The organism is Tessaracoccus luoxuelianae, from assembly GCF_055326245.1.
The window spans coordinates 1-14944 of record NZ_JBUZNO010000012.1 but is presented as its reverse complement, the minus strand read 5'-3'; the positions used below and the strand labels follow the sequence as shown (position 1 = coordinate 14944).

Annotated in this window: 17 protein-coding genes; 13 read left to right on the top strand and 4 right to left on the bottom strand. The window is 68.2% G+C overall.

What is annotated here, in order from left to right:
- The first annotated feature begins 122 nt into the window (after positions 1 to 122).
- The 5 genes from ACZK39_RS15140 (at position 123) to ACZK39_RS15120 (ending at position 4590) form a co-directional block, all read left to right on the top strand.
- Entirely contained in the window at positions 123 to 692 is a 570-nt protein-coding gene (locus ACZK39_RS15140; RefSeq protein WP_463613782.1) for an SOUL family heme-binding protein, read from the top strand.
- Positions 693 to 1072: 380 nt separating this feature from the next.
- Complete coding sequence (locus tag ACZK39_RS15135; RefSeq protein ID WP_463613781.1) at positions 1073 to 2023, top strand: ABC transporter ATP-binding protein; 951 nt, start codon at positions 1073 to 1075, stop codon at positions 2021 to 2023.
- Entirely contained in the window at positions 2023 to 2835 is an 813-nt protein-coding gene (locus ACZK39_RS15130; protein ID WP_182800406.1) for an ABC transporter permease, read from the top strand. Before ACZK39_RS15135 ends, ACZK39_RS15130 begins: the two co-directional genes overlap by 1 nt.
- 10 nt (positions 2836 to 2845) lie before the next feature.
- Positions 2846 to 3988 carry a sensor histidine kinase gene (locus ACZK39_RS15125; protein ID WP_463613780.1) on the top strand — a complete coding sequence of 381 codons (1143 nt, stop codon included), beginning with the start codon at positions 2846 to 2848 and terminating at the stop codon, positions 3986 to 3988.
- Positions 3985 to 4590, top strand: coding sequence for a response regulator transcription factor (locus ACZK39_RS15120; RefSeq protein ID WP_182800408.1), 606 nt, complete (start codon positions 3985 to 3987; stop codon positions 4588 to 4590). Before ACZK39_RS15125 ends, ACZK39_RS15120 begins: the two co-directional genes overlap by 4 nt.
- Before the next feature lie 17 nt (positions 4591 to 4607).
- Here the strand turns inward: ACZK39_RS15120 and ACZK39_RS15115 are convergent, their stop codons facing one another.
- Positions 4608 to 5591, bottom strand: coding sequence for a HoxN/HupN/NixA family nickel/cobalt transporter (locus tag ACZK39_RS15115; protein WP_463613779.1), 984 nt, complete (start codon positions 5589 to 5591; stop codon positions 4608 to 4610).
- Between the two features lie 595 nt (positions 5592 to 6186).
- On the opposite strand from ACZK39_RS15115, the gene ACZK39_RS15110 reads away from it, so the two are divergent.
- The 3 genes from ACZK39_RS15110 to ACZK39_RS15100 all read left to right on the top strand — a co-directional run bounded on the left by ACZK39_RS15110 (position 6187) and on the right by ACZK39_RS15100 (position 7399).
- Positions 6187 to 6357 (top strand): hypothetical protein, encoded by a 171-nt coding sequence (locus ACZK39_RS15110; protein ID WP_463613778.1) that lies wholly within the window; start codon positions 6187 to 6189, stop codon positions 6355 to 6357.
- A gap of 90 nt (positions 6358 to 6447) precedes the next feature.
- Positions 6448 to 6819 (top strand): cation transporter dimerization domain-containing protein, encoded by a 372-nt coding sequence (locus tag ACZK39_RS15105; RefSeq protein WP_463613777.1) that lies wholly within the window; start codon positions 6448 to 6450, stop codon positions 6817 to 6819.
- A gap of 79 nt (positions 6820 to 6898) precedes the next feature.
- Positions 6899 to 7399 carry a DUF305 domain-containing protein gene (locus ACZK39_RS15100; RefSeq protein ID WP_220489469.1) on the top strand — a complete coding sequence of 167 codons (501 nt, stop codon included), beginning with the start codon at positions 6899 to 6901 and terminating at the stop codon, positions 7397 to 7399.
- Between the two features lie 52 nt (positions 7400 to 7451).
- On the opposite strand, the gene ACZK39_RS15095 is transcribed toward ACZK39_RS15100, so the two are convergent.
- The 3 genes from ACZK39_RS15095 to ACZK39_RS15085 are packed head-to-tail and all read right to left on the bottom strand — an operon-like array spanning position 7452 to position 9327.
- Complete coding sequence (locus tag ACZK39_RS15095) at positions 7452 to 8072, bottom strand: peroxiredoxin family protein (protein WP_463613776.1); 621 nt, start codon at positions 8070 to 8072, stop codon at positions 7452 to 7454.
- A complete protein-coding gene (locus ACZK39_RS15090) occupies positions 8069 to 9025 on the bottom strand; it encodes a cytochrome c biogenesis CcdA family protein (RefSeq protein WP_463613775.1) in 957 nt (318 codons plus the stop codon). The genes ACZK39_RS15095 and ACZK39_RS15090 overlap by 4 nt, the downstream gene beginning before the upstream one ends.
- Complete coding sequence (locus tag ACZK39_RS15085) at positions 9025 to 9327, bottom strand: hypothetical protein (RefSeq protein ID WP_463613774.1); 303 nt, start codon at positions 9325 to 9327, stop codon at positions 9025 to 9027. The genes ACZK39_RS15090 and ACZK39_RS15085 overlap by 1 nt, the downstream gene beginning before the upstream one ends.
- A 122-nt stretch (positions 9328 to 9449) precedes the next feature.
- Here ACZK39_RS15085 and ACZK39_RS15080 point away from each other — a divergent pair, with 122 nt between their 5' ends.
- The 5 genes from ACZK39_RS15080 to ACZK39_RS15060 all read left to right on the top strand — a co-directional run bounded on the left by ACZK39_RS15080 (position 9450) and on the right by ACZK39_RS15060 (position 14839).
- Entirely contained in the window at positions 9450 to 10157 is a 708-nt protein-coding gene (locus ACZK39_RS15080; protein ID WP_463613773.1) for a response regulator transcription factor, read from the top strand.
- Positions 10154 to 11299 carry a sensor histidine kinase gene (locus ACZK39_RS15075; protein ID WP_459055973.1) on the top strand — a complete coding sequence of 382 codons (1146 nt, stop codon included), beginning with the start codon at positions 10154 to 10156 and terminating at the stop codon, positions 11297 to 11299. The genes ACZK39_RS15080 and ACZK39_RS15075 overlap by 4 nt, the downstream gene beginning before the upstream one ends.
- A gap of 90 nt (positions 11300 to 11389) precedes the next feature.
- Positions 11390 to 12031: a DUF305 domain-containing protein gene (locus ACZK39_RS15070; protein WP_459055972.1), complete on the top strand. Its 642-nt coding sequence runs from the start codon at positions 11390 to 11392 to the stop codon at positions 12029 to 12031.
- A 299-nt stretch (positions 12032 to 12330) separates the two neighbouring features.
- Positions 12331 to 13257 carry a LysR family transcriptional regulator gene (locus ACZK39_RS15065; protein WP_459055971.1) on the top strand — a complete coding sequence of 309 codons (927 nt, stop codon included), beginning with the start codon at positions 12331 to 12333 and terminating at the stop codon, positions 13255 to 13257.
- A 202-nt stretch (positions 13258 to 13459) separates the two neighbouring features.
- Positions 13460 to 14839 carry an L-serine ammonia-lyase gene (locus tag ACZK39_RS15060; protein ID WP_459055970.1) on the top strand — a complete coding sequence of 460 codons (1380 nt, stop codon included), beginning with the start codon at positions 13460 to 13462 and terminating at the stop codon, positions 14837 to 14839.
- The last annotated feature ends 105 nt before the right edge of the window (positions 14840 to 14944 follow it).

Below are 14944 nucleotides of genomic sequence, written 5' to 3'. Positions count from 1 at the left end.
GGCCTTGTTCCCACCGAGACCATGCCGGGTCCGGTGCGCTGGTCGCCCGGAACCGCTGCCCAGGTTTCGTCACTCGCCGGCGCCCCCTATGCCGTTCGGCTTGAGTATGTGACGCTGGCGACATGACCGAGCAACAGCCCTTCGACGTCCTTCAGCGGTTTCCGGGCTTCGAGTTGCGCCGCTACCCGTCGCATCTGGTGGCCGAGGTCGAGGTGACCAGCTCGTTCACCGACGCCGGCAACGACGCTTTCCGGGTTCTCGTGGCCTTCATATCGGGCCGCAACACCGCGCGAGGCAAGGTGGCCATGACAGCTCCCGTTGTGCAGGAGAGTGCGTCGGCCAGGATCGCAATGACCGCCCCTGTCGTCCAGGAGGCTGCCGTCGAATCCGACCGACATCTGGTCGGGTTCGTCATGCCGGCCGAGCTCAGCCTCGACACCGTGCCGAAGCCATCCGACCCCCGCATCAGAATCCGCGAGATCCCCACGCAGGTAGCAGCGGCCAGAACCTTCACCGGACGATGGACCGAGAAGATCTACCACCGGCACCTGGAGGAACTCCGCAGTGCTGTGACGAACGCCGGGCTCCAGGCCAGCGGGCCACCTCGGTTCGCCCGCTTCAACCCGCCCTGGACGCCATGGTTCATGCGACACAACGAGGTCGTGCTGCCGGTGATCGGGGATCATACTTGACCCATGTACGACCTGCTGTATCGCGGGGGGCTGACACCGTGGGTGGTCGCGGGTCGAGCCCAGGCTGACCTCGTGGCGCGCCTGCTGAGTTCCCCGACTGGCAGGTCGAGCCGGGGCAGTCCTTCGCGCTGGGGACCGGGGCCTTGCTGCGACGGGCCCGGTTCCGGGTGTTCCGCCTCACGAAGGAGGCGTGAGTCCAGGGGGATTGGGTTCTCGACCGACTAACACCATGACCTGGCAGGCGTACCCGACGCTCGATCGGTCCTCGACCGGTGACGTCGCAGCGGGCGCCGGCACCCCACGGGCGCATGACATCTGTCATGCCGAGGTCATGATTTCGTGCACTACTACCGCGACACCAAGGGTGCGAGCCTTGGGGTATGACCACCAGGCAGCAGACACACCACTACTCGCCCACCAGCCACGGCGCCCCCGTCCTGGCCGAGTTGCTCGGCGTCTCCAAGCACTTCGGAAAGGGCGCGGCCACGGTTCAGGCCGTCCGTGGACTCGATCTGGAGGTGCGGGCAGGCGAGCTGCTGGCCTTCCTCGGACCCAACGGGGCCGGCAAGTCCACGGCCATCGGGATGCTCACCGGCCTGACGGCACCAACATCGGGAACGGCGCGACTCTTCGGGCACGACCCCCGCGACATGCGGGCACGGCGTCGCCTCGGCACGATGCTGCAGGCCTCGGGAGTACCTGACACTCTGCGTGTGCGTGAACTCCTCACCGGGTTCCGCGGCTACTACCCCGCGCCCCTGCCCATGACGCAGGTCATCGCCTCTGCGGGTCTTGACGGGCTCGAGGACCGGATGTTCGGCGAGCTCTCCGGCGGCCAGCAGCGACGCGTGCTGTTCGGCATCGCCCTGGCCGGCGACCCGGACCTGCTGATGTTCGACGAGCCGACCACCGGCCTGGACGTGGAGGCTCGGCGAGGCCTGTGGGCCACGTTGCGCGAGCTGGCCCGGTCCGGGCGTGGCGTCGTGCTCACCACGCACTACCTCGAGGAGGCCGACGCGTTGGCCGACCGGATTGTGGTGATCGACCGCGGCGTGGTGATCGCCCAGGGAACGCCCACCGAGATCAAGGCCCTGGTGCCCGGGCGACGGATCCGTGTACAGACCTCGGTGAGCCTGTCCGTGGCTCGACAGTGGCCCGGCGTGGCCCGCGCATCACGCGAGGGAACGTGGCTTGAGCTGCTCGTCGGATCCGCCGAGCCCGCACTTCGCGCGCTGCTCGATCTCGACCCCGCGGCCGCCGATGTGACCGTGACCGAACCAAGCCTCGAGGAGGCCTTCCTCACCCTGACCAGCGACTCGGAGGCAGCATAATGACCACCCACACTGCGACACGCACCACGACCGACGCAGGGACGCCTCGATCGCATCCTGCAAGGATCTACGTCACCGAGGCCCGCCATGAGTTCCTCAAGCTGATCCGCATCCCCATCTTCGCCGTGAGCACGATCGCCCTGCCGGTGATGTTCTACGTGCTCTTCGGGTTGGCCTTCGGCGGCGGCGAATCCCGTGGCGTCGGCGCGACCACCTACATGATGGTGACCTACGGCACCTTCGGTGTCATCGGCGCGGCGCTGTTCGGCTTCGGCGTCTCGGTCGCCGTCGAACGCGGGCAGGGCTGGATGCGGCTCAAGCGCGTCTCACCGATGCCCCCTCAGGCCTACTTCGTGGCCAAGGTCGTGATGGCCACGACAGTTTCCGCGCTGATCATCGGCGTGCTGTTCATCCTCGGGGCCACACTGGGTGGTGTGCGAATGCCCGCCACCCAGTGGATCGGCCTCGGGTTGGTGCTGATCCTCGGGGCGCTGCCCTTCTCTGCCATGGGCCTGGCTTTCGGCTACCTCGTCGGCCCGAACTCCGCACCGGCGCTGCTGAACGTGCTCTACCTGCCGATGGCGTTCGCGTCAGGGTTGTGGATCCCGATCCACCAACTGCCCGAGTTCGTGCAGGGGATCGCCCCGGCGCTCCCGCCCTACCACTTCGCCCAACTCGCCCTGGGCACCATCGGTGCCGCTGAGGGTGGTTCGCAGGCGCTGCACGTCGTCGTGCTGCTGGCCTTCACCGCGCTCTTCCTGGCCGTGGCGTTGTGGGGCTACCGGCGCGACGAGGGCCGGACCTATGGATGAGCCGCACCGGATGAGCAAGAGCCCGCCGCAGCCCTCCCGCTCCATGCGCTATGTCTGGCTGGTCTACCTCGGCGCACTGTTCTACCAGCCGGTGTTCGAACCCTCGATCGGAGCCTTGGACTGGCTGGCCGTGGCGGTGCTGATCGCGCTGTTCCTGCCGATCTACACGGCGTCGTTCCGGGCCCGCGACGACCGACGCACCCTGATCCTCGTCGCGGCCCTCGGCGCCCTGGCCTTCGCGGGTTCGCTGGTCAACAGCGGGGCCAGCGTGTTCGTGATCTATGCGGCGGCCATCGCCGGCCGCGCGTTCCGCCCGCGCCGGGCCGTCGCGGTGGTGGCCGTTCTCGTCGGGCTGGTCGCCGCGATGGCCGTGATCTCGCCGGTGCCGATGCCGTGGCGGCTGGCGGCGCTCGGCCCCGCCCTGTTCTTCACCCCGGTGGTTGGCGCGACGACCATCTTCGACGCTGAGCGGGACCGCGCGAGACGGCGCCTCCGGCGTGCCGACGAGGAGATCGAGCGGCTGGCGACGATCGCCGAGCGGGAGCGGATAGCGCGCGACCTCCACGACCTGCTCGGGCACACCCTCTCGGTCATCGTGCTGAAGTCCGAGCTGGCCGCAAGGCTGGTGCGCGCAGACCCGGACCGGGCAACGGCAGAGGTCAACGACATTCAGAAGATCGGTCGCGAGGCCCTGGGTGAGGTCCGTGCGGCGGTCACCGGATACCGCGCGCGCGGCCTCGACGCCGAACTCGACGGGGCGCGGGTGGCCCTGGAGGCGGCAGGGGTCGGCGTCGAGGTGCACGCCGACCCGACCGATCTGCGCCCCGAGCAGGAGTCCGCCCTCGCGATGGCGCTACGCGAGGCGGTGACCAACGTGGTGCGCCACGCCGACGCCGAGCGCGCCTCGATCAGCATCACCACGGTCGGCTCCGATGTTCGGCTCACGGTGACCGACGACGGCCGCGGCTCTTCGGGGCTGGCGGGATCCGGGCTCACAGGCATGCGCGAGCGGAGAGCGGCCCTCGGTGGCCATGTCGAAGTGGGCGCCCCATCCGGTGGAGACGACCGGCACGGGACCGTCATCGAGGTGACGGTGCCCCTTGCTGAGACGGCCGACGACGGGCACCGCGCGGAGGAGGTGAGTGGGCCATGACCATCACCGTGGTCCTGGCCGAGGACCAGCTCATGGTGCTCGGCGCACTGAGCACCCTCCTGGGGCTGGAGTCCGACATCACCGTGGCCGGCACCGCCTCCGACGGCGAGGAGGCCGTGCGTCTGGTCGAGACGCTGCGGCCCGACGTCCTGTTGACAGACATCGAGATGCCCAAGCTGACCGGGCTCGAGGTGGCCGCGGAGGTCCGGCGCCGGGGCCTGCCGACCCGGGTGGTCATCCTGACCACGTTTGCCCGCAGCGGGTACCTCCGGCGGGCGCTGGAGGCCGGTGCCGTCGGCTACCTGCTCAAGGACGCGCCGGCCAGCGCCCTGGCGCAGGCCGTCCGCGACGTCCACGCCGGAGGCCGCGCCGTCGACCCCCAGCTCGCCGCCGACGCGTGGGATGAGCCGGACCCGCTGACCGACCGGGAGCGCCAGGTCCTGCGCCTTGCCGGGGACGGGTTGGCCAACGGCGAGATAGCCGGGCGGCTGCATCTGTCCGAGGGCACGGTGCGCAATTACCTGTCCGAGGCGATGGGCAAGCTCGGAGCCTCCAACCGAGTGGCGGCCGCTCGCCAGGCACGCGACCGGGGATGGCTGTGATACCCCCGGCACAGTCTTCAGATGTCTACCGGGTGGCCGAGGGACCGCCACCGCACGGCCGCCGCCGCACCCACGCCGATCAGCGCGAAGAAGACCAGCAGCCCTATGCCCGCCCAGTCGGTGTCCACGCCGGCAAGCGCGTCGATGGCGGGCAAACGGACTCCGAGATCGCTCGCCAGGCCCGCGAACGTGATCAACGAGATCGCGACGGCGGCGGCGATCGACACCGCCGTGATCACCACGTTGTAGCGTGCCCGTTTCCGGTGCTGGGCTGACGAGTACATCTTCAGCATCAGGAAACCGTTGAGGGAGTCGCCCAGCGTCATCGCCGCGGCGAACAGAAGCGGAAGGGACAGCAGGACCAGCGGGGCCGTGCCCGCTGGGAGGCCGACGGCCAGCACGAGCACGGCCACCGACGACGCGGTGTCGAACCCCAACCCGAAGAGCAGCCCGAATCCGTACACGTGCCATGGTTGACGGACCCTCGCCAGCGGCGCCAGCAGCACCCGCGACACTCCCCCATGCACGCCCGGGCCGGCGGGACCCGCCCGCCCAAGATCAGCCCACGCGCGCGCGAGGACCGGGAGGTTGGTCACGGCGATGGCAGCCAGGTACGTGGCCGCGACACCCGCACCGACAACTCCCAGCCAGTGCCGCGTCACTGAGTCCTCGTCGATCGTCGACCCGATCCACCCAGTCCCTGCGATGACCAACGCAGCAGCGACGAGCACCACCGTCGAGTGTCCAGCTGAGAACGCCAACCCCACCGCGGCCGACCGCCTCCCCTCGGCGACGAACTTGCGCGTGGAGTTGTCGATCATGGCGATGTGGTCTGCATCGACGGCGTGGCGCAGACCCAGTGCATAGGCGACGACGGCGGAGGCCACCAGCCCGGCACCTCCCGAGGCCACCCCCAGTGCCAGGAGTGCCAGCCCCAACGCATGGAGCGACGCGACGACACGCACCGTCGCCCTGCTGCCGGTCACCCCCTGCAGGCTCATCCCACGGCCCCCTCCGCGTACGCCGGTGCGGCATCGGTGTGGACCTGTTCTCCCACTGGCATCTCACTCCCCCTCGTGTCCGCCTCCCGGATGCCGTTGACGATCAGGGACGGCCGCGTGCGCACACGGACATCACGAGTATGCATCGTGCGCGCCAGGCGTCTTAGTTTGGGTTCTGGGACCTGGGTGCTCGTCACGCAACCGCGCGGCAGCCCCCGGCCGGGCGCAGCGACGGTGGTGGCGTCCGTGGGACCCACTCACCCGCCAGCCCCGGGGTGCCCCCGACGATCCTGATGGACTAGACCGGCTCGTTTCTTGGAGCACGGCGAGACGAATTGGGCCTGCCGGGTGGCGCTGGTCCGGAAGCGTGAGCGCACCCCCTCGTCGCTGCCAGCCCGCTTCTGCTTGGGCATATACCGGGCCGCTGAAACGCTGCACCGTTTCCCCCTCGTAGCCGTCAACGTCTTGTCACGGGAGCCGATGGTGTGGGCGATGCGCAAGAATTACCATCCCCCCAGGTGGCAAATCTGCCGCGCCGCTGGCCCCGTGACCGCTGGGCCAGGGCTCGAGATGCATCGCCGAGGAGGAGGCTGCAATGTCCATGAGGCTGCTGTGCCGGATCGGTAGGCATCGGTTCCTTACCCATCTCAACACGGAGGATGGGAAGCCCACGCATCAGCAGTGCGCGCGCTGCGGGAAGCGGCGGTACTACGGCTTCGATGAGGGAAACCGCGACCTGATCGCCTTCGGCACCTTGTTCCTCTAGCTTCGTCGCCCCTCCCCCTCAACGTGGTGTGACCGGCGGCCACTGCGGGCGCCTGTGTCGAGGGCGTCGATCTGGGCGATCTCGTCGGCGGTGAGCTCGAAGAAGAACACGATCGCCCGGACCCTCCCGTCTGCGAGCAGCTTGTCGAGCGAGGCCGGGGGGATCCTGCTCGAATCCACCCCCAGAGGCCTGAACCTCGACGACGTCCGCGGACACATCCTCCAGGTCCCGCACGTGATCGGCGTGCACGACCTGCACGCCTCCACCATCGCCACCGGGCTACCCGTCCTCACGGCCCACGTCGTCGTCGAAGAAACCTGCTTCGCCCAGGGCCACGTCTCCCAGGAACTGCGAGACCTCCAAACCTGCGTCGCCGAACACTTCGACGTCAGCGTCGAACACTCCACCTTCCAGATCGAGACCCCCTCCCACAGCGCACTGGAACGCAGCTCTCACCACTGAGACCCGGTTCTGCCCGACGTGGCGTGGGTTTGGAATCGCAAGGGTGTGGGTATGGGTGAAGTGAAGGGAAGGAGCCGCCATGACAAGCGACGCACCGCGACACCACACCGAGGACAGCGGGAAGGACAAGCACTCGCATGCGATGTACTGGAAGTTCGGGGCGATTCTCCTGGTCAACCTGGGACTGATGTGGGCACTCAGCATGTCTATGGTCCGCAGCCTCGACCACTTCTACTTCAATCCCAGCAACCTCTACATGGCCGTCCTCATGGTGGCCGCCATGGCGGTGCTGATGACGGTCGGCATGTGGTCGATGCTCAAGAACAAGACCCTCAACATCATCCTGCTCGTCGGGTTCCTGGCGCTGTTTCTTGCCGCATTCTTCATGGGCCGCAACGAGGTGGGGGTAGGCGACGAGGGATTCCTCACCTCCATGATTCCGCACCACTCGCGCGCCATCCTGGTGTGCCAGGAGGCCACCATCACCGATCCTGAGATCGAACAGCTCTGCAGCGAGATCGTCGAGGCGCAGGAGAGGGAGATCGCCCAGATGAAGGAGATCCTCAAGCGGTACCAGTGAGTTGAGCCGCCGCGGGGCACTCGGACCGAACGACACGTCCCATCCAGTGTCTTCACCGTAGTCGCGTAGTGACCTCGTTGAGGAGTTCCTGCGGGTCGAGCCACATGGAGGGGTAGTTGCCGTACCAGCGTTGGACGCCGTCGCCGTCGATGAGCACGAAGCCGTGTCCGGGCAGCCCGCGGTGCATGCCCTTGTCGAGGACCTCGTAGGCCTTGGACACGGTGCCGTCGTCGAGCAGATACGGGGTGGTCACGCCGAACTGCTGCATGTCGGGCAGGATCTGCTCGGCGCTGTTCATGACGATGGGCAGTACCTCGATGCCCGCCTCGGCGAATCCGTGGTTCTTCTCGATCTCGGCCATCTGCATGGTGCAGGACGCACAGCCGGCGCCTTCGTTGAAGTAGATGAGCACCGGGTTGGGGCGCAGGTCGCTGAGGGTCACTGAGGTGCCGGCTGTGGTGGTGAGGGTGAAGTCGGGGGCGAGGCGCTGGCTGTCGCCCTGTTCGGGGATGGCGGTCCACAGCCCATAACCGACGACTGCCGCCACGATCAGCGTCACTGCTCCGCCGACGACCCGGGTCCAGGTGAGCCGCTTCGTGTCGCGCTGCGTCTCGGCCTGCTGCCGGGTTCTGAGTTGCTCGCGTCGGGAGGGTGCCGGGGCGGTGGGGGTCATCGGGGCTCCTGGGAGGTGACGGTCGGTGCGCCGGTATCCGCAGGCGCTGTTGTTTGGGTGTCGCAACAGTCATGGACGGTCGCGGGCTGCTCGTTTCTGCGGCGGTCTCTGAGGGTGGCGACGACGAACACGGCCACCAGTGCGAGCAGCGCGAGCCCGAGGACGGCTTCGGGGATGGGGGCCGTGATCGCGATCAGCCAGGCGAAGACGTCGGAGAGCCAGGCGCCCATGCCGACCAGCGGGGCGTCGGCGCCGGTCATCTCGGTGGCGCCGGCCTGGCCGATCACGAGGATGCCCATGATCACGAACCCGACGGCGACCGCGAGGTTGACAGTATTGGTGGCCAGCGTGAAGCGGCCCACGTTGATGCGGATGGACTTGGCGCGGAGGCTGCGCATCCGCCCAGGACGCTTGTCCCACAGCAACGCCATCACGAAGAGCGGGATCACCATCCCGAACACGTAGGCCAGACCGAGCACCAGCCCGCCGACGGGTGAGCCGGACAGCGCCGACAGCGTCATCACGCCGGCCAGGACCGGTGCGCAGCAGCTGGAGGCGATGCCGGAGAACACGCCGAGGCTGAAGAAGGTGGCGGTGTCACCGCGTGCGGTGTCCGGTGCCCGGAGAAAAGACGGCATGGACCACATCGCCCCCGACAGCGCCAACAGGCCAAGACTGATCATCAGCAGCCCACCGGCCCAGTACAGGACCACGTGGTACATGGCGATGGCACCCGCGATCAGGCTGACCCCCATCGTGATCGGAACCAGGACCGCCGCCAGGCCGGCGGCGAACACGAAGGTCAGCGGGATCAGGCGCCAGCGGCGGTTCTTCGCCGCCGCGGCCAGATAGCTGGGGGCGAGGAAGACGATGCAGCACGGGGCGAACAGCGCGACGCCGCCGGCGAGGAACGCCGCCAGGATCCCGCCGGCGCTGAGCAGGTCCGCGCCCATCAGCGGGAACCAAGGTGGTCGACGAGCCGCGCCAGCTTGCCGCGCGGGATCCTGCCGTCGTGGAAGTAGCGCCCCGCCACCAGGGTCAAGGGGAACATGCCCGGATGGTGCTCAGCGATCAGGGCAAGACCGTGCGGTGACTCCGCCGGGACCGTCGTGAGCCGGAGCAGACCCGCGCGGTCGAGGGCATCGAGACGCTCGTGGGCGTCGTCACAGAAGTGGCAGGCGGGGGTGGTCACCAAGGTGACGTTCACCACCTGGGTCGGTGCGGTCGGCGGGGTGGGCGACTGGATCTCGTTCACAGCCCCAGCCTCAACCCTCCTCATCAGGGAACGATTCAGCCCGGGTCAAGGTTCGGCCAAGAACACTCCCCCAGCGCAGTGAGGGGGTGGGTTGGCCTGTGGGGTGAGTCAATAATGGCTGTATGGCTGAGCCCCGCAGGTCGAGTGTGTTGGTGATCGACGACGAGCGCCCGCTGGCAGGGATCGTCGCCTCCTACCTCAACAAGGCAGGCTTCGAGACCGCATTGGCCTACACCGGCCCGGACGGGGTCCGCTCGGCGCAGGACCTGGATCCCGACGTCATCATTCTTGACCTGGGTCTGCCCGGCATCGACGGGATCGAGGTGTGCCGCCAGATCCGGTTGTTCTCAGACTGCTACATCCTGATGTTGACCGCCCGGGCCGACGAGGTCGACAAACTGATCGGTTTGTCGGTGGGAGCCGATGACTACCTGACCAAGCCATTCAGCCCCCGCGAGCTCGTCGCCCGCGTCAACACCGTGCTGAGACGCCCGCGCCGCCAGGCCCACGGCACACAGCCGGCCGCGCCGCGCGAGTTCGGACGGCTGCGGGTGGACGCGGAAGGCCGCGACGTCTGGGTCGACGACCAGCAGGTGGGGCTGACCCGCACCGAGTTCGACATCCTCGACGCACTGTCGGCCCGGCCAAACATGGCTCTGAGCAGGCGGCAGATCATCGACGCGGTGTGGGGCCCGGGCTGGGTCGGCGACGATCACGTCGTCGACGTGCATGTGGCGAACCTGCGCAAGAAACTCGACGACCCGCCCGCGGAGCCGCGCTACATCCTCACCGTCCGCGGGGTCGGATACCGGATGGGACCAGGACGATGATGAGACTGCGCGGCTACGTCGGCCGGATGCGGTGGGGCACGCGGACGTTCCTCACCCAGGCGCTGGTGGTGGCGGTCGGTGTGATCACAGCGGCCCTGGTCGCGGTGGTGGTCGGGCCTCCGCTGTTCCACGAGCACCTGCAGCAACTGGGACACCTGGACGGAACCGCCGAGATGGGGCATGTGGAGCAGGCGTTCCTGGAGGCCGGCGTCAGATCGCTGGGCATCGGACTGGTGGTGGCACTCACGCTGGCTATCGGCCTGGCCTGGCTGGAGACCAGGCGGCTGCGCCGCCCCCTGGAGGAGCTGACCGCCGCCTCGGCCCTGGTCGAGGCAGGCGACTACAAGGCGCGCGTCCCAGACACCGCGACCAGTCCCGAGTTCAACGCCGTCGCCGACGCATTCAACGACATGGCGAGCCGCCTGGACTCCACCGAGACCAGCAGACGGCGGCTTCTCTCCGACGTGGCACACGAGCTCCGCACGCCCCTGGCCACCCTGACCGCTGAGCTGGAGGCCGTCATCGACGACGTGGTCCCCTGGGACCACGACAGCCAACAGCTGCTCACCCTCCAGGCCGCGCGGCTCAAGAGGATCGCCGCCGACCTCGACGACGTATCCCGCGCCGAGGAAGGCCGATTCACCCTCGACACCCAGGCCCAGCCGGTCTGGGAGCTCATCGAGCCCGCCGTCGCCACCGTCGCCACCCGATACGAGGCCAAGGGAGTCGTGTTGTCTGCGGACTCTCACCAGGGCCTCGTGGCAGCGGATCCGCAGCGGGTCGGTCAGATCCTGGGCAACCTGCTGGACAATGCGCTGCGGCACACTCCCGCCGGGGGAACCGTGCGCGTCAGCGCACGCGAATCCAGGGATGAGGTGGTGATCACGGTCACCGACACCGGTGACGGCCTCACCCCAGAACAGCTCACGAAGGTGTTCGAACGGTTCTACCGCGCCGACACGGCCCGCGCCCGCGACGCGGGCGGCTCCGGGATTGGGCTGACCATCGCCCGCAGCCTCGCCCTGGCCCACGGCGGCTCGCTGACCGCAACCAGCCCTGGCCCCGGACACGGCTCAACCTTCACTCTCACCCTCCCCCTCGCCAACGCGCCGGAACCGGAGCGTGTCTTGATCGATTCTTGACCCTCCATGGGTTGGATCGAGAGCTGAGCGTTCATAGCCTCGAGATCAAGGACCGGCGACCCCCGTCGGCCAGGAACGGAGCACGTACACATGTCACGCACGAAGCGGATCACCGCCACGCTGGCAGGGCTGGTCCTGACGGCCACCCTGGCGGCCTGCGCAGACCAGAGCGCAACTCCCCCGGCCGCGACCACCTCACCGACAGGGACCACCACGGCCTTAGGGACGGCGTCAGCGAGCGCCTCGTCGGACGTCGCCGCCGACCACAACGACCAGGACACCACCTTCGCGCAGATGATGATCATCCATCACGAGGGCGCCATCGAAATGTCTCAGCTGGCGATCGAGCGAGCGGAAACCCCCGAGGTTGTCGCGCTCGCCGAGCGGATCGCCGAGGCCCAGGGCCCGGAGATCGACGAGATGACCGCATGGCTGAGTACGTGGGGTGAAGACGTCTCCCCCGACGACCATGGCGGCATGGACATGGGCGGCATGGACATGGACGGAATGAGCCAGGAAGAGATGATGGCCCAACTCGACGCCTTGTCTGGCGCCGAGTTCGATCTGACGTTCCTCGAGGCCATGATCGCCCACCACGAGGGCGCCATCGAGATGTCCGAGCAGCAAGTCGCTGAGGGTCAGAACCCCGACGCGGTGGCGCTGGCCGAGAAGATCATCGCCGACCAGCAGGCCGAGATCACCGAGATGCAGGAGCTGCTCACCGGCCTCTGACCAGAACCCGGGCAGCCGCACCGTCACCAACATCACAGGACGCATCCTCACCGCCCCAACCATCACCGACCACAACACCGCCCAAGCCCCAACACCGTCGCCCCCGTTGACCTCCCCACCACCGCCCCCACCGACGGCCACCTCGACATCGAACTACCCCCACACAGCTTCATCACCCTGACCCTGGCGCTGGGCGATCAGTAGGCTCACGCGCCAAGCCTGCGTATAGGAGGTCCGGGCCATCTGACGAACTCGCATTCTTACCCCCTGCGACGCCCGAGGCGTGAGACGGTGAGGCCATGCTGGACCTGAGACGCCTCCAGATCCTTGCCGCCCTCGAGGCCGAGGGGACGATGACAGCCGCCGCCACCCGGCTCCACATGTCCACGTCGGCAATCAGCCAGCAGATGACGCTGCTCGAGCGCGAAGTGTCGCTGCCCCTGCTCGAGCGCGTCGGGCGCCGCGTGCGGCTCAACGAGGCCGGCAAGGCGTTGGTGGCCCACTACCGCGAGATTTCCGCGGCGGTCGAGGCTGCGGAGACCAGTCTGTCGCTCTATCACACCGATGTTCGGGGGACTGTTGCGATCAGCACCTTCCCGAGCTTCTGCAGCACGATCCTGCCGCAGGCCCTGATCGCTCTGCGGCGCGCGTACCCGGCGTTGGAGACCGTCGTCCGCGACATGGAGCCGGTGGAGAGCGTGGCCCGGCTTCGGTCGGGGGACATCGACGTCGCCGTGGTTGACGACCTCCACGATGTCCGGTTCGACGGGGTCGTGAGCTCGGTCCTCGCCAGAGACGAGATCGTGCTCTGCCTGCCGGCCGACTACGAATCCATGCCCGCCGCCCCGATCCGGCTGGAGGATCTCGCCGACGAGCGCTGGGTGTTCGACTCCGAAGGCAGCGCATTCGAGGTGTTCACGCGCGCGCTGTGCCGCGCCGCTGGGTTCGAGCCGCGGGTCATGGGGCATTGCAGCAATCTCATCGCGATGCTGGGGCTGGTTCGGGCCGGGTGTGGCGTCGCGCTCATGAGCGAACTGAATCTGGGCCGGGAGACCGAGGATCTCCTGGTCCGGCGACTGGAGCCGACCTGCAGCCGCGACGTCCTCGTCCTCACGCGGACCAGCGGCCTGACCCCTGCTGTGCGCGCGGTGATCAAGGAACTGCGCGCGGCCACCCGGACGCTGTACAAGGCGGGGGCCCGACGGCACGAAGCACCATCTTCCTGAAGAAGGCCCACCCGCACGGGGGGCCCCTTTAAGCGGCACTGAACAAGCTGTTCGCACCTTCGCGATGGACGCAGGGGCGGGCGCGATTTACCTTTGATACAGGCGCCAGAGAGAGGGAACCGCGCCGGGTTCCCACGACCTGAGAAAGCGTCTTTCATCGATTGTTTCCCTACCGGGCTGACGCCCGGCGATAGGTGCTGCCATGACCCTCAGTGCGTTGGATCTCTTCTCCATCGGCATCGGCCCCTCCTCGTCCCACACCGTGGGGCCCATGCGTGCCGCCCGGATGTTCGTGCGCGAGTTGGACACGCTGGGCCTCACCGAACGAGTCGACCGCGTGTGCGCCGAACTGTTCGGGTCACTGGCGCTGACCGGCCGCGGCCACGGCTCCGACAAGGCCGTCATCCTGGGCCTGCTCGGTGAGGATCCCGAGACGGTTGACACCGCCACGGTGGACGCCCGCGTCGACCACGCCATCCGGCGTGGGTCACTGCTGCTCGGCGGGGTCCGGCCGCTGATGTTCGAGTACTCGCGCGACCTCGTCATGCACATGCGCCGATCGCTCCCCGGGCACCCGAACGGTATGTCCTTCGTCGCCCTGGATCGGGAGGGCGGACTCCTCCTCGAGCGCATCTACTACTCGGTGGGCGGCGGTTTCGTCGTGGATCCGGATGCCGTGGCCCGCGACAGCACCCTGGTCGAGAACGACGTGACGGTTCGTTACCCGTTCTCCAGCGCCGCAGAGTTGTTGCAGATCTGCGCCCGCGAAGGTCTGTCAATCAGCGACGTCATGCTGGCCAATGAAGAGGCGTGGCGTCCGGAGAGCGAGACCCGGGCCCGCCTGCTCGAGATCTGGTCGGTCATGCAGGAGTGCGTCACCAACGGGTGCCACAGGACGGAGGAGCTCCTGCCCGGTGGCCTCCGCGTCCGCCGTCGGGCTCCCCGCCTCTTCGCCGAGCTCGTGGCCGAGGGCGAGACCTCCGACCCGCTCCGCGCCATGGACTGGGTGAACCTCTACGCCCTCGCGGTGAACGAGGAGAACGCGTCCGGCGGCAGGGTGGTAACAGCCCCCACGAACGGTGCCGCGGGCATCATCCCCGCGGTCCTGCACTACTACCGCGCCTTTGTCCCCGGCGCCGACGAGGAAGGCGTGATCCGTTTTCTCCTGACGGCGGCCGCCGTCGGCATCCTCTTCAAGACGAATGCCTCGATCTCGGGCGCTGAGGTCGGCTGCCAGGGCGAGGTCGGCTCGGCCTGCTCCATGGCTGCCGCGGGCCTGTGCGAGGTGCTGGGCGGAACGCCCGCCCAGGTCGAAAACGCCGCCGAGATCGGCATCGAACACAACCTCGGCCTGACGTGCGACCCAGTCGGCGGCCTCGTGCAGGTGCCCTGCATCGAACGCAACGCAGTCGCCAGCATGAAGGCGATCAACGCGGCCCGCATCAGTCTTCGTGGCGACGGCGAGCACCAGATCTCCCTCGACGCCGCCGTCCTCACCATGCGCGTCACCGGCGCCGACATGAAGACCGCGTACAAGGAAACCTCACAGGGCGGCCTCGCCGTCAGCTACACCGCGTGTTGACCCGTCTCCCGCGCGCGCACGATCCCCGGAACACGACCGCCACTACCTACCAAGGAACCCGCCATGCAGACAATGTTGTCTACGATTCAAGCCGCACCTGATACG

What these genes read in the sequence shown, in the direction of transcription:
- ACZK39_RS15140 (WP_463613782.1), top strand. Translation starts at nt 123, where the DNA reads ATGACCGAGCAACAGCCCTTCGACGTCCTTCAGCGGTTTCCGGGCTTC.
- ACZK39_RS15135 (WP_463613781.1), top strand. Translation starts at nt 1,073, where the DNA reads ATGACCACCAGGCAGCAGACACACCACTACTCGCCCACCAGCCACGGC.
- ACZK39_RS15130 (WP_182800406.1), top strand. Translation starts at nt 2,023, where the DNA reads ATGACCACCCACACTGCGACACGCACCACGACCGACGCAGGGACGCCT.
- ACZK39_RS15125 (WP_463613780.1), top strand. Translation starts at nt 2,846, where the DNA reads ATGAGCAAGAGCCCGCCGCAGCCCTCCCGCTCCATGCGCTATGTCTGG.
- ACZK39_RS15120 (WP_182800408.1), top strand. Translation starts at nt 3,985, where the DNA reads ATGACCATCACCGTGGTCCTGGCCGAGGACCAGCTCATGGTGCTCGGC.
- ACZK39_RS15115 (WP_463613779.1), bottom strand. Translation starts at nt 5,591, where the DNA reads ATGAGCCTGCAGGGGGTGACCGGCAGCAGGGCGACGGTGCGTGTCGTC.
- ACZK39_RS15110 (WP_463613778.1), top strand. Translation starts at nt 6,187, where the DNA reads ATGTCCATGAGGCTGCTGTGCCGGATCGGTAGGCATCGGTTCCTTACC.
- ACZK39_RS15100 (WP_220489469.1), top strand. Translation starts at nt 6,899, where the DNA reads ATGACAAGCGACGCACCGCGACACCACACCGAGGACAGCGGGAAGGAC.
- ACZK39_RS15095 (WP_463613776.1), bottom strand. Translation starts at nt 8,072, where the DNA reads ATGACCCCCACCGCCCCGGCACCCTCCCGACGCGAGCAACTCAGAACC.
- ACZK39_RS15090 (WP_463613775.1), bottom strand. Translation starts at nt 9,025, where the DNA reads ATGGGCGCGGACCTGCTCAGCGCCGGCGGGATCCTGGCGGCGTTCCTC.
- ACZK39_RS15080 (WP_463613773.1), top strand. Translation starts at nt 9,450, where the DNA reads ATGGCTGAGCCCCGCAGGTCGAGTGTGTTGGTGATCGACGACGAGCGC.
- ACZK39_RS15075 (WP_459055973.1), top strand. Translation starts at nt 10,154, where the DNA reads ATGATGAGACTGCGCGGCTACGTCGGCCGGATGCGGTGGGGCACGCGG.
- ACZK39_RS15070 (WP_459055972.1), top strand. Translation starts at nt 11,390, where the DNA reads ATGTCACGCACGAAGCGGATCACCGCCACGCTGGCAGGGCTGGTCCTG.
- ACZK39_RS15065 (WP_459055971.1), top strand. Translation starts at nt 12,331, where the DNA reads ATGCTGGACCTGAGACGCCTCCAGATCCTTGCCGCCCTCGAGGCCGAG.
- ACZK39_RS15060 (WP_459055970.1), top strand. Translation starts at nt 13,460, where the DNA reads ATGACCCTCAGTGCGTTGGATCTCTTCTCCATCGGCATCGGCCCCTCC.